The sequence below is a fragment of the Mycobacterium ostraviense genome (assembly GCF_002705925.1).
GTDB classification, from domain to species: Bacteria; Actinomycetota; Actinomycetes; order Mycobacteriales; family Mycobacteriaceae; genus Mycobacterium; species Mycobacterium ostraviense.
Window position 1 is genome coordinate 1900794 of record NZ_NKRE01000001.1, and the last position, 12879, is coordinate 1913672.

General features: G+C 63.5%; 12 protein-coding genes. 9 read left to right on the forward strand and 3 right to left on the reverse strand.

The genetic code is table 11. From position 1 onward, the window contains the following. Positions 1-116: 116 nt before the first annotated feature. A complete protein-coding gene (locus CDN38_RS08520) occupies positions 117-1619 on the forward strand; it encodes a Gfo/Idh/MocA family oxidoreductase (RefSeq protein ID WP_142361255.1) in 1503 nt (500 codons plus the stop codon). A 141-nt stretch (positions 1620-1760) separates the two neighbouring features. Here CDN38_RS08520 and CDN38_RS08525 read toward each other — a convergent pair whose 3' ends face one another. Next, positions 1761-2972, reverse strand: a complete 1212-nt coding sequence (locus CDN38_RS08525; RefSeq protein ID WP_082277146.1) for an Rv1453 family transcriptional regulator — start codon at positions 2970-2972, stop codon at positions 1761-1763. A gap of 246 nt (positions 2973-3218) precedes the next feature. Between CDN38_RS08525 and CDN38_RS08530 the strand changes: the two genes are divergently transcribed. The 8 genes from CDN38_RS08530 (at position 3219) to sodC (ending at position 10780) form a co-directional block, all read left to right on the forward strand. Beyond that, complete coding sequence (locus CDN38_RS08530) at positions 3219-4355, forward strand: aminotransferase class I/II-fold pyridoxal phosphate-dependent enzyme (protein ID WP_161951636.1); 1137 nt, start codon at positions 3219-3221, stop codon at positions 4353-4355. Positions 4356-4364: 9 nt separating this feature from the next. After that, positions 4365-5462 carry a glycosyltransferase family 2 protein gene (locus tag CDN38_RS08535; RefSeq protein WP_082277144.1) on the forward strand — a complete coding sequence of 366 codons (1098 nt, stop codon included), beginning with the start codon at positions 4365-4367 and terminating at the stop codon, positions 5460-5462. 392 nt (positions 5463-5854) lie between these two features. Next, complete coding sequence (locus CDN38_RS08540; RefSeq protein ID WP_075510937.1) at positions 5855-6154, forward strand: PE family protein; 300 nt, start codon at positions 5855-5857, stop codon at positions 6152-6154. Between the two features lie 13 nt (positions 6155-6167). Further along, positions 6168-7274 carry a PPE family protein gene (locus tag CDN38_RS08545; RefSeq protein WP_075510936.1) on the forward strand — a complete coding sequence of 369 codons (1107 nt, stop codon included), beginning with the start codon at positions 6168-6170 and terminating at the stop codon, positions 7272-7274. Between the two features lie 36 nt (positions 7275-7310). Continuing rightward, positions 7311-8861, forward strand: coding sequence for an MFS transporter (locus CDN38_RS08550; RefSeq protein ID WP_082277143.1), 1551 nt, complete (start codon positions 7311-7313; stop codon positions 8859-8861). 46 nt (positions 8862-8907) lie between these two features. Then, positions 8908-9510: an ADP-ribosylglycohydrolase family protein gene (locus tag CDN38_RS32935; RefSeq protein ID WP_408633007.1), complete on the forward strand. Its 603-nt coding sequence runs from the start codon at positions 8908-8910 to the stop codon at positions 9508-9510. A gap of 128 nt (positions 9511-9638) precedes the next feature. After that, positions 9639-9875 carry an ADP-ribosylglycohydrolase family protein gene (locus CDN38_RS32940; RefSeq protein WP_408633008.1) on the forward strand — a complete coding sequence of 79 codons (237 nt, stop codon included), beginning with the start codon at positions 9639-9641 and terminating at the stop codon, positions 9873-9875. A gap of 62 nt (positions 9876-9937) precedes the next feature. Beyond that, a complete protein-coding gene (sodC, locus tag CDN38_RS08560; RefSeq protein ID WP_075511022.1) occupies positions 9938-10780 on the forward strand; it encodes a superoxide dismutase[Cu-Zn] in 843 nt (280 codons plus the stop codon). A gap of 59 nt (positions 10781-10839) precedes the next feature. On the opposite strand, the gene groL is transcribed toward sodC, so the two are convergent. Together groL and groES are read right to left on the reverse strand one after the other, a co-directional pair. Then, positions 10840-12465, reverse strand: coding sequence for a chaperonin GroEL (gene groL / locus CDN38_RS08565; RefSeq protein WP_075510935.1), 1626 nt, complete (start codon positions 12463-12465; stop codon positions 10840-10842). Positions 12466-12543: 78 nt separating this feature from the next. After that, positions 12544-12846, reverse strand: coding sequence for a co-chaperone GroES (groES, locus tag CDN38_RS08570; RefSeq protein WP_003418028.1), 303 nt, complete (start codon positions 12844-12846; stop codon positions 12544-12546). Positions 12847-12879 lie beyond the last annotated feature (33 nt).

Here is a 12879-nt window from a genome sequence, read left to right on the forward strand (position 1 = left end):
CCATTCGGAGCTGCTGGGACCGCCCGGCAGCATGGGTTCGCTGCGCCAAATTGGTGGAATTCGTGGACCGGTCAGATCTAGTACCGCAGTCGTAGATCGGAAAGCTTGATGTTGGCGTGTCTGCGCTGGCCAAGCGTGACCGCGGCGTTGTTCGGGTTATAGGAATTATTGACCTTGGAGGATCGATGAACAACCGAGTCGCACTGATCGGATTGGGACCGCATGCTAGAAAGGTGTATTACCCATATCTGGCGGAATATTTCCAGGGCGATCCATCGGCAAGCTTTGAGCTGCTGGTTGAACTAAAGACGCAGCAAGAAACCGCTGCAGCATTCCTGGAAAAGCAGAAAATCCAACCCAAGCGAGTCGAATTATTGGATGCAGACGCTCAGCGCATACCGGGAACAATTGATCCACTGGCGGCCGCCAGTCTTAAAAAACACCAAATCAACAAGGTCCTTATTGCAACCGAACCTAAAGCGCATAAAGTATATATCGAAGAGTGTATAAGGCGTGGTATTCATGTAATGACGGACAAGCCGGTTACAGCTCCGGTTGGTCTGGTGACGTCAATCGAGGCAGCGGAAAATATTTATAACGATGTTGCTCGTTTGGCAGAGATGACAGACCAGCATCCAAAGTCACGGGTTTTGGTGCAAAGTCAGCGTCGGAACCACGCTGGTTACCGAAAGGTCTTTGACGTCCTGGAGTCTCTAATAAATGAGTACGACGTTCCAATTACGTATATTTCTATCCATCACTCCGATGGTATGTGGAATATGCCGGACGAATTCGTGCATCGCGAAAATCACCCATACAAGTATGGTTATGGCAAACTGATGCATTCTGGTTATCATTTCGTGGACCTGCTGACGCGTCTGCTCAAATTAAGCAGCCAGGCGAGCAGCAAAACCCCTGATACAATAACATTGTTTTCTCAGTACATTCGTCCTGGCGATCAGCATACAGCCATCACTGAAGATACCTATGAGCGCTTTTTTGGGAAAGCGGCAGCCGCCGCGTTCAGTGACTACATGCATGATCAGAAGCTGCACGAATTTGGCGAAGTTGACAGTTATTCTCAACTACAGGCGATGAAGGACGGAACAATACTGACGACTGCGCAGTTATCACTGATCCAGACAGGATTTTCACAACGTGCCTGGCCAGTCCTGCCCGACGACACTTATAAGTCAAATGGACGATTGCGGCATGAATATATCAACATACATGTCGGATCGTTGGCGTCAGTGCAAATTCACTCGTACCAATCGCAGCAATCAAAGAGGCAAGGCCTGTCTCACTATGATACGGGCGGCGCAAACCATTTTGACATTCACATCTTCCGAAATTCAAATCTCATCGGCGGCAAAGCATTCGAGAAGATTCAATTTGGAGAAATAGATCTGAAAGGACATGAATCCGAACTATATATGGGTCAGAATGAATACGCCAGGAGACAGACGCTCGACGAACTGTTGCAGGATCTTCCTTCGCAAAATGAGCTGCGGAATCACTTGCCTCCGAACAAATTGCTGTCGGAAGTCTACAAAAACCATGCCCGTCAGTCAAAGGGTGAGACGCCATTTGTTTCTTTCAATGCCGCCGATATTCTATAGACCAATTGGCCGATAGTGCGCACCGCGCCGCCGGCAGCCCGAATCCGCTCACCAGTCCCAGCGATCCACCGCACCGGCGTGGCCACCAGACCCGAATCCGCCAGATAAGCAACATTGACCGGCACCACCGCCTGACTTAGCTTAGGTGGTTGGCTTGCCGCGCCATTGCAGGAGCTCGAGTGCGACGGCGACGTGAACGCTGCTGTGCTCCAGGGGCCGCGGCAGGAGTTGCTCAGCGCGCTCGAGTCGACGCAGCAACGTGTTGCGGTGGGTGTACAGCAGTTTGGTGGTGCGCCCGACGCTGCACTGCTCGTTGATGTAGGTCAGCACCGTCTTGTGCAGCTCGGGGCCGGCCGACTCGAAGTCCCCCAGCGTGTTCTTGATGAACTCCTCTGCGGCTTCCCGGTTTTGGGTGACCAATGCGATCAACTGGACATCGGCGAAAAACGCTACCCGCTGATGGGATTGCAGCCCGGCCACCATCCGCTGGGTGGTGAGCGCCTCGAGGTGGCTGCGCCGGAAACCTTCGATTCCTTTCGCGGTGGTGCCGATGGCGATTCGCGCGCCGGGGGTGCCCTCGACCGCCCGACGAACCAGCTCGACATCGAGGACGGACTCGGGCACCCACACCCACCGGGTGGCCGCGCTCGCGATCACGGTCAGCGGCCGCGCAAAACCGGCGGCGTCGCCGAAGGCGTCAGCGACGCGATCGAGCTGGCTGAGGTCGCCGTCGGGTTGGTCGCTCCAGATGACCGCGCCGATGTGGGCGCGGTTCAGGGCGTAGCCCAATCGCGCTTCGGCGCGCTGGCGGCTGATCGGGGCGCCGTCGAGGATCAGTGCGGTGACTTCGCGGCGCTCGGCATGGGTGCCGCGAGCTAATTCGTCGCGTTCCTGTTGCACCTGGGCGGCGATACCGGCAGCCGTGGCATCGATGAATTCGCTGACGGACCGGAAGGACACATCGAGCAGCTCGCGCAACTCGTCGGGGTCGGAGGCGAGCGTGAACGCGATGTCCATCCAGAGCCGCCAGCCCACGGTCAGTGCCGGACGGAAAGTGAACGGCTCCAGGCCGCGGCGCGCCATGTCCCGGGCGATACTCAGCGGCTCGGGGCCCACATTGGGCGGCACCGGAGCGCCCGGGTTGCTGACATTCGCCGCGGCCCAATGCATCAGGCTGGAGCGAATGCTTCGTCGGGTGGCCGCTGCCAGAACAGGATCATCGGCTATGGACGGGTTGGCCGCCATGGTTTGCCGGTCATATTCGTCAAACCACTCCGGGGGAGCGTTGAGGACAATCCGCGCTCCTTGCCGGATCATCTCGCATACCTGCGGCGACGGACTTTGCCATACCACCCACTCACCCTAAACCGGTGTGCACACTTTTGCACCATTCATCGGCCGAATTGGGAGGTTTAGCCCTTGGACGGCAACGGCTCGATAACGATGATGGATCACAGATCGTCGGCGCCGTAGCCGTCTGCGGCGGTGGTGAGCAACTTGCCGGGCATTGGCGCGGTGACGAGCGCTCATTGTGTGATGGCGGCCGCTCCGCCACCGAAGTTATTCCGACCGCCGCCGAGTATTCCAATATGGGGAAAAATGAAAACCACATCACTTCCACTGCACCATCCTGGCGGTTCGACGACGCCGCCGGACCGAGATCAAATATTGAGGCGTCCCGTTCCGGCCCCACTCGGATACGGCGGGATCGGCCTGCATTGTCCGGTCAACCCGTACCCGTTGGCCCCGCACATCCAGAACGCGGTTATCGAAGCGGTCCGAGGCCAAATCGCAGCCATCAACGGCTACCCCGACAGTAACGCCACGGTGTTACGGACGAAATTGGCCGAATACGTCTCCAATCACGCGCGTATCCCGGTGACGCCTGAAAACATCTGGGTGGCCAATGGTTGCAACGAAATATTGCAGCAGATCTTTCGCGCATTTGCCGGGCCGGGGGGAACCGCACTGGGGCTGGAGCCGTCGTACAGATACTTTCCAGTGATCGCGGAAGCGGTCGGCGCCCAATGGCGGAGCGTGCCGTCCCGGGCTTTTCCGCAGCGCGACATAGACGCGGCCCTCACCGCCATCGAAAGATGCCAGCCCGATGTCGTGGTGATTGCGAATCCGAACAATCCCACGGGCGACAGCTTCAGTATGGACATGTTCGAGGAAGTGCTGGCCCGGCTAGGGTCCGGAATACTCGTCATCGACGAGGCCTTCATCGAAATGTCAACCAAAGACAGTGCGGTCGAGCTCATCCACCGGTACCCGGACAAGATTGCGATCTGCCGGACCCTGAGCCAGGCGTTCACTTTCGCCGGCGGCAAATTAGGCTACATGATGGCTGCCCCGAACATTATCAATACGCTGCTCGCAACACGACTTCCGTACCACGTGTCATCGATGACACAAGCTGCGGCAGCGGTGATCATTGATCGCGCCGACGAGATCCTGGCCAAGGTTCCCGAGCTTCTGCTGGAACGTGATCGGATGGTCACCGCCCTTCAGCTGGCAGGATTCGATATTCCCCATAGCGACACCAGCTTCTTTCTCCTGGGGAAATTGGATGATGCGCATGCAGTCTGGGAAGCCTATGCAAACGCTGGCATCTTTCTCGGCGACGTGGGTTTATCGCACTATCTACGCGTTTCCGCTGGATTGCCGCACGAAAACGACCAGTTCCTGGAAGCGACCAGCAATTTGCTTGATCTCGGCAAGATCGCTATTGGTTAGGAAGATGCCGTGAACGCTCCACAGTTGGTATTGACACGCGGACGGGATGACTACCGCGGCGGACTGCTGCCGGCCTCTCGAACGCCAAATATCGCGGAAATACGGCCGGGCGTCATATCGCAGCGGCCGTCGGTAGCAATAGTTATCCCGTGCTATAACGAGGAAACTCTGATTGGCAGATGCCTGGAATCATGTATCGCCCAGACATCCGCGCCCGACGAGATCATCGTGGTGAACAACAAATCGACCGACGATACCCTGGCGGTGGTGCGCCGATATCAAAGACACCACCGGCAGCTCAACATTCGCCTGCTCGAACAGAATGAGCATCAGGGGCTCATCCCGACGCGCAACCATGGATTCGACCATGCGCGCAGCGATGTCATCGGCCGCATCGACGCCGATACCGTCATCGCCACTGACTGGGTGGAGACAATTCGCCGCCGATTTACCGAGCCTGCCGTGGACGCGGCGACCGGTCCGGTTTTCTACCACGACATGCCCTTCCGAAGACTGGGTTTCTGGGGAGACCACCGGATTCGCAGCTACTTGCGGCGCCACTCAACGGATCAGCGGTTTCTCCTGGGTGCCAACATGGCAATCCGCAACTCGGCGTGGCGGGCGGTCCGTCAGCTGGCCCATCGAGATCTCGAGGATCAACTGCACGAAGATATCGATCTTGCCCTGACGCTGTTCAAGAATGACTTCGAGATTGCCTATGAGCCGGCAATGACCGCAGGCATATCGGGTCGGCGGTTGGAAGCTCCGGTACGCGACTTTTACCGATATATCACGCGTTATACCAGGACAACAAAGGCTCACGGCGTCAAGAGCTGGACCGCGCTGCTGACAATGGTCATTCTGCTGCTGGTGTATTTGACGTTCCGGCCGGTGCGGTTTTTCTACGACGTCGAAAACAATCGATTCACATTATCGAAGCTGCGCGCCAAGCTTGGCCGGACAGCCACGACGCCGCCGTTCGGGCGCAGGGACGCAGCGACGGCAGGGCGCACTGCGGAACAACGCGTGGCCGACAGTGCCGGGACCGGCACTCGGGTGGGGCCGATAGTGCTCAGCAAGCCAACATATTTGGGGTCCTTGCCATGAGCCCTGGGTAGTGGCACGGATTCCGGTAAGAACCGGAAATCACCCTAGCGCCGCGCGGTGGGCGATGTAACTTTAATGAATCGCAAAGCGGTGCAACGGGATTGGTGGCCGCGGCCGGACAGGCCGCATCGAGGGTGACCACGAAGTCCGAGGATTCCTGCAACCGGAACCAGACACCGCAGGGGCGTGGGCACAGGCCTGGGCATCCGCGGGCGGCGACCACGTCGGCGCCGATCGCGCGGTGTGCGCACACTTTTGCACCATCCATCGAGGTGGGTTGGGTCATTTCGCCCTTGGGCGGCGGTGCTGTGGTCCCGATCATAGAGAGCACTTGGCGGGCACAGGCCAGCTCAGGGACCAGCTCATAGATCAATTCAGAGGGAGGTAAGCCCATGTCTTTCGTGACCACCCAGCCGCAGGAACTAGTGGCCGCGGCGGCGGATTTGCTGGGCATCGGCTCGGCGATGAACGCGCACAACGCGGCCGCGACAGCCACGACCACCGCGGTGGCGCCACCCGCTGCCGACGAGGTTTCCGCACTGATCGCCGCTCAGTTCGCCGCGCACGCCGTCCTGTACCAGGAGATCAGTGCCCACGCCGCGGCCATTCACGACCAGTTGGTGACCGCGTTGGGCACCAGCGCCGCCTCGTACGGCGCCGCCGAAGCCGCCAACTCCACTGCGGTCGGCTGAGCGAGGGGCAGCGATGGACTACGCAGCTTTGCCGCCGGAGATCAACTCCGCGCGCATGTATGCCGGGATCGGTTCCGGGCCGCTGCTGGCTGCGGCGGCGGCCTGGGACGGGCTGTCCGCCGAGTTGTACTCCACCGCCGCCCGGTGCTGGTCGGTGATCTCGGGGCTGGTTGGCGGGCCCTGGCAGGGTGCGGCATCGGTGGCGATGGCGACCGCGACGGCCCCCTACCTGGCGTGGCTGAACGTCACGGCAGGGCAGGCCGAGGCGACCGCCGGGCAGGCCACCGCAGCCGCGGCCGCCTACCATGCGGCGTTCGCGATGACGGTGCCGCCGGCGGAGATCGCGGCCAACCGCGCGCTGCTGATGGCGCTGGTAGCGACCAACGTCCTGGGCCAGAACACTCCGGCGATCGCGGCCACCGAGGCCCACTACGCCACGATGTGGGCCCAAGACGCCGTCGCGATGTACGGCTACGCCGCCGCCGCGGCGGCCGCAACCCGATTGACCCCGTTCGCCGTAGCGCCGGAGGTCGCGCACGCGGTCGGCCGGACGGCCAGTCAAGCCGCCGTCAGCAACGCGGTGAAGTTGTCACAGTTGATCAGCACCGTGCCGCCGTTGCTGAAGTGGTTCGCCACCCGTCCGTTGATCGCCGGGGTGGTCACGGTGGAAGAAGGGATGCTCACCCCGGTCGAGGTCGTCATGGGCAGTACGTCGGCGACGATGTCCATCACGTCGGTCCTGAGGTCGTTCATGTCGATGGGGCAGGTCGCAGCACAGGCCGCGGGACCGTTGGCGCAGGCGGCCACCAGCTTTCCGATCAAGATGCCGGGTCTGGGCCGCGCCGGGATGGTGTCGGCGGGTATGGGCCGGGCCGGTTCGATCGGGGCGTTGTCGGTACCACACAGTTGGGGCGCTGCGGCCCCGAATATCAGCCACGCCGCCACGGCATTGCCGAACACCGGGCTAGCGTCCACTTCCCAGATTGCACCGGATGCCGCAGCCCCCATGCTGGGCGGTCTGCCAGCGGCGGGCAGAGGCGCCAATTCGAGCAGCGCCGCCGCATCCCGATACGGCCTTGCGCAGCGCTTCGTGATCGTCGGCTCGCCCGCCGCCGGTTAACCCGACCCACCCCACACGTCAAAACGGAGGAACCCCATGACCGCGCTCGACACGCAAACCCGGTCGTCCCAGGACAAGCTGACGTTCGCCCAATGGATGACCGTGCTGGCCATGGGTCTGGGCTTCGCCATCACCGGTGCCGACCCGGCCATCTTCTCCAGCAGCCTGGTGCCGGTGCGCGAGGGCCTGCATATGAGTACCGCCGCCGCCGGATTCACCGCGAGTCTGGCCACGCTGACTCTGGCCGCGACCATCCTCGGCGCCGGCACGCTGGGCGACATTTACGGCAAACGCCGGATGTATCTCCTAGGGCTGGCCGGCGTGATCGTCAGCGGTCTGCTCGCTGCGCTCTCGCCCAACGCGGTGATCCTGATGATCACCCGTGCGCTGACCGGTGCGGGTTTCGCCTTTCTGCTGGGGCTCTCCCTGGCAATCATCAACGCCACCTTCCCGCCCGCACAGCGAGGCAAGGCCATCAGCCTCTTCCTCGGAACGGCATTCCTGGCCGGCGCGCCGCTACCGCTGATCGGCGACATCCTGGTCGAGTCGCTGGGGTGGCGCTGGGCATTGGTTGTTGCCCCGGCCGCGGCGTTGATCACCATCCCCATCACGCTGCGGTTCGTCCCCGAGACATTCCGCATCCAGGGCCGCCGGATCGACTACCCCGGCATCGGCGCAGCCGGCCTCATGATGGTCAGCCTCGTCTACGGATTGTCGCGCCTCGCTCATGGCCCTGGCGCGGCCATGCCGCCGCTGCTGATCGGCCTGGCCGCCGGAGTCTTCTTCGTCTGGTGGGAGCAACACACCGACCAGCCGGCGCTGGACCTGCGGATCTTCCGGGCCGGCCCCTTCAACGCCGCGGTCATCACCGGATTGGCCTTCAACTTCCTCTTGGCCGGCCGCGTGCTCCTGCTGGGCTACTACACCACCGTGGTCCGCGGGTTTTCACCGACGGTGCTGGGCCTACTGCTGGTTCTGGCCGCCGCGGTGCAAGCACCCGCGGCCGTCATGGGCGGTCGCATGATGTTGCGTACTTCGGCACGTACCACCATGCTGTGGGGTCTCGGACTGCTCACCCTGGCCAGCTGCATGTTCGCCACCTTCGGGGTGAGCACATCCCTGCCGGTGATCGGCTTGGGGGTCGTGACGCTGAGCGTCGGGGTTGCCATGGTTGAGCCCCCACAGGCCAGCATCATGATGAGCTATGCCCCGCCGGGGCTGGAGGGCTCGGTGTCGGCGGTCAAACCGGGGGCCGGCCAATCCTTCTACTCCCTGGGTCCCACCGTTGTGACCCTGCTGACCACCACGTTCTACGCCGCACGAGCCCGGCAGCGGCTCGCCGGCTTGGGCATCTCTCCCGCCCAAGCCGCCAACGCCTTGGAAGCGTCGCGCTCGAACGGCGGGGGCCACAACGGCGGCCTCGCCACACTCAATCCGGATTTGGCGCATCGGGTTTTGGCAGACACCCAGGAGCTCATTGCCTCGGCATTGCGCACCACCAGCCTGGCCATGGCGCTGATACCGCTGGCCGCGGCGGTCGCCGTCTGGGTGCTGCTGCCACGGAATCGAGCAGATCAGAGCGCATGACGAGGGGTGCGGCTGGCTCATCTGGATCGCGGTAGCGTGGGCGAGCATGAGTGTCAACGACCGGGAACGCTTCGTTGGCTGCCTGCTCGGTGGGGCGGTGGGTGACGCGCTGGGCGCGCCGGTCGAATTCCACACCCGCGAGCAGATCCTGGCGCAGTTCGGCCCGGAAGGGATCACCGCGTATGCGCCCGCCTACGGCGGAATCGGCATGGTCACCGACGACACTCAAATGACGTTGTTCACCGCCGAACGGCTGCTGCGGTACTGGGTCCGCGGACGCATGAAGGGCTTGTCGACGTGCACCGGGGTCACGGCCAACGCCTACCTGCGGTGGCTGCGCACCCAGGGTGAAACTCCCGTGCACCGAGTCGGGATCGGTGAGCCCTTCGGTGAAGGCCAGCCGGGCTGGCTCTACCAGCAGCGCCGGTTGCACAGCCAACGCGCGCCGGGCAATACCTGCGTTTCGGCGCTTCGCAGCATGCGCCGCCTCGGCGAGCCCGCGGACAACCACAGTAAGGGCTGCGGCGGTGTGATGCGGGTGGCACCGGTGGGGCTGTTCGTCTCGCGAAGGCCCGATGCGACCACGCGGCCGGCATTCCGGATCGGTACCGAACTTGCCGCCCTGACACACGGCCACCCCACGGGTTAGTCGCCGGGGGGCTTCTCGGCACTCATCTACCAGCTGGTCCTTGGAATACCGCTGGCGGAAGCGCTGCCGGAGGCCAAACGCATCCTCGCCGAGTCCGCTGACCACGGCGAAACCCTCACCGCGGCGTCGTGCCGGTGGTCAATCACGACGGCGACTCGGATTCGACGGGCTCGATTGCCGGCAACCTCCTGGGCGCGGCGCTCGGGGTGGGCGCAATTTCCGGCGAATGGCTGGAACCGCTGGAACTTCGCGACGTCATCAGCGAGATCGCCGACGACCTCTACGACTACGCGGACTGGCATCTCTCCGAGTACAACCTTGACGACGGCGCCGAGCGCATCTGCCAGAAGTACCCAGGGTATTGACCGCTGTGCCGAAGCCGCGGTTTGGCGTCGGCTGATCCGGGTAAGCGCACGCCATGAAGGGCTTGAAAAGGCCTGCGGCCTGTGCGGTCGCGGTGTTTACCGCGGCCATCGCACCGATAGTTGCGTGCACCAACCAGAACACCGCCCAGCCCAATACGTCACCGCTGACGGCCCCGCCGCCCGGCACCGAGCGGCTGACCACGCAGTTGAAAAGCGCCGACGGAACTCCGGTGGCCAACGCCACCTTCGATTTCGCCAACGGCTTCGCGACGCTGACCTTAGAAACGGTCCCCAACGAGATCCTGACCCCCGGTTTCCACGGGCTCCATATCCACTCGGTGGGCACATGCGAGGCCAATTCGGTTGCGCCGACGGGAGGCGCGTCCGGCGACTTCAACTCCGCAGGGGGCCATTACCAGGCGCCGGGTCACATTGGTTATCCCGCCAGCGGCGACCTGACTTCTTTGGAGGTGCGCTCCGACGGCGCGGCGAAACTCGTCACCACCTCGAACTCGTTCACCGCGGCGGACCTGCGAAATGGCTCGGGCACCGCGCTGATCATTCACCAGGACGCGGATAACTTCGGCAATATCCCTCCCGCCCGCTACACCCAGAAGAACGGCACACCGGGTCCGGACGAAGAGACGCTGGCCACCGGTGATTCGGGTACGCGGGTGGCCTGCGGTGTGATCGCCCCCGCGGCCGCGACGACTACATCGTCCGTACCCACCGTCACCTCATCCTCCACAGCCACACCGAGCGTCACCACGGTCACCACCACGACCGTCGTGCCGCCGCCGTCGACGAGCACCAGCACGAGCACCGTCACGGTCACCAGCGTCCCGACCGTCACGTCCACGCCGACCAGCACCGTAACGACGCCCAGTCTGCCGCCCAGCGGGTGACGGGCCCAGATAAGCGAAACGCCCCCGGCGCCAAACCGGGGGCGTTTCGCACTGCTCGCTTAGTGATGGTGATGATGACCATGACCGTGATGGTCGTGCTCCTCCGCATTGGCGGGCTTGTCGACAATTGCGGTCTCGGTGGTGAGCACCATCCTGGCCACCGATGCGGCGTTGAGCACCGCCGAGCGAGTCACCTTGACCGGGTCGACGACACCGTCGGCGGCCAGGTCGCCATAGGTCAGCGTGCTGGCGTTGAGCCCGTGTCCGGCGGGCAGCTCGCTGACCTTGCTGACGGCGACCGCGCCGTCCAGCCCGGCGTTGGTAGCGATCCAGTACAGCGGCGCGGCGAGGGCCTCGGAGAACACGTCGACGCCGATCGCCTCATCGCCGGACAGCGACGCGCGCAGGTCCTTCAGCGCCTGGCGGGCCTGGATCAGCGCGGAGCCGCCCCCGGCCACGATGCCCTCCTCGACCGCGGCCTTGGCGGCAGCGACCGCGTCCTCGACGCTTTCCTTGCGTTCCTTGAGCTCCGTCTCGGTGGCGGCACCCACCTTGATGACCGCCACCCCGCCGGCCAACTTGGCCAGCCGCTCGCCCAACTTCTCGCGGTCCCAGTCGGAGTCGCTTCGCTCGATCTCGCCGCGCAGCAGATTGACCCGGGCCGCGACCGCTTCCGGAGCGCCGCCGCCATCGATGATGATGGTCTCGTCCTTGCTGACCACCACCCGACGGGCCGAGCCCAACACCTCCAGGCCCACTTCCCGCAGCACCAGGCCGGCGTCGGGATTGACCACCTCGGCGCCCGTCACCGCCGCCAGGTCCTGCAGGAACGCCTTGCGCCGGTCACCGAAGTACGGCGACTTCACCGCGACCGCTCGCAGTGTCTTGCGGATGGAGTTGACGACCAGCGTCGCGAGCGCCTCGCCCTCGACGTCCTCGGCGATGATCACCAGCGGCTTGCCGGCTTCGGCGACCTTCTCCAACAGCGGCAGCAGGTCGGGCAGCGAGCTGATCTTCTCCTGGTGCAACAGGATCGCCGCGTCTTCGAGCACGGCCTCCTGCGAGTCGAAGTCGGTGACGAAGTACGCCGACAAAAAGCCCTTGTCAAAGCCGACGCCCTCGGTGAACTCCAGCTCGGTGGTCAGCGTCGAAGATTCTTCGACGCTGACCACGCCGTCGGCGCCGACCTTGGTCATTGCCTCGCCCACCAGCTCACCGATCTGCTCGTCACGCGAGGACACCGTTGCCACCTGCGCGATCGCGTCCTTGCCCGATACCGGCGTGGCCGCCGCAAGCAGCGCCTCGGACACCGCGTCGGCGGCCTTGCCGATGCCGGAGCCGAGTGCGATCGGGTTGACACCCGCAGCGACCAGCCGCAGGCCGGCCTTGAGCAGAGCTTGGGCCAGCACGGTGGCGGTGGTGGTGCCGTCGCCGGCCACGTCGTTGGTCTTGGTGGCCACCGATTTCACCAGCTGGGCGCCCAGGTTCTCGAAGGGGTCCTCCAGGTCGATCTCACGCGCGACGGTGACGCCGTCGTTGGTGATGGTGGGTCCGCCGAAGGACTTGGCCAACACCACGTGCCGACCACGCGGGCCCAACGTCACCCTTACCGTGTCGGCGAGCTTGTCCGCACCCGCCTCCATGGCGCGACGCGCGATTTCGTCGTACTCAATCAGCTTGCTCATCAGGCTCCTTTACGCATGCCGCCCCGGAAATCACCCGTGGCCGAGCACGGGGATCGCCGGGGCGGAACACGGTTTTCGTTACTTGGAAACGACAGCCAGCACGTCGCGTGCCGACAGGATCAGGTATTCCTCGCCGTTGTACTTGATCTCGGTGCCGCCGTACTTGCTGTAGATGACGGTGTCGCCCTCGGCGACGTCCAGCGGGATTCGCTTCTCGCCATCCTCGTCCCACCGGCCGGGGCCGACAGCGACGACGGTGCCCTCCTGGGGCTTCTCCTTAGCGGTGTCGGGAATGACCAGACCGGACGCGGTCGTGGTCTCGGCCTCGTTGGCCTGCACGAGAATCTTGTCCTCGAGTGGCTTGATGTTCACCTTCGCCACGATTGGAGCCCTCCACTATTGGGTCGGGTCCGG

Coding starts and splice junctions, on each gene's coding strand:
- CDN38_RS08530 (WP_161951636.1), top strand. CDS start 3,219: ATGAAAACCACATCACTTCCACTGCACCATCCTGGCGGTTCGACGACG.
- CDN38_RS08540 (WP_075510937.1), top strand. CDS start 5,855: ATGTCTTTCGTGACCACCCAGCCGCAGGAACTAGTGGCCGCGGCGGCG.
- CDN38_RS08545 (WP_075510936.1), top strand. CDS start 6,168: ATGGACTACGCAGCTTTGCCGCCGGAGATCAACTCCGCGCGCATGTAT.
- CDN38_RS08550 (WP_082277143.1), top strand. CDS start 7,311: ATGACCGCGCTCGACACGCAAACCCGGTCGTCCCAGGACAAGCTGACG.
- CDN38_RS32935 (WP_408633007.1), top strand. CDS start 8,908: ATGAGTGTCAACGACCGGGAACGCTTCGTTGGCTGCCTGCTCGGTGGG.
- groL (WP_075510935.1), bottom strand. CDS start 12,465: ATGAGCAAGCTGATTGAGTACGACGAAATCGCGCGTCGCGCCATGGAG.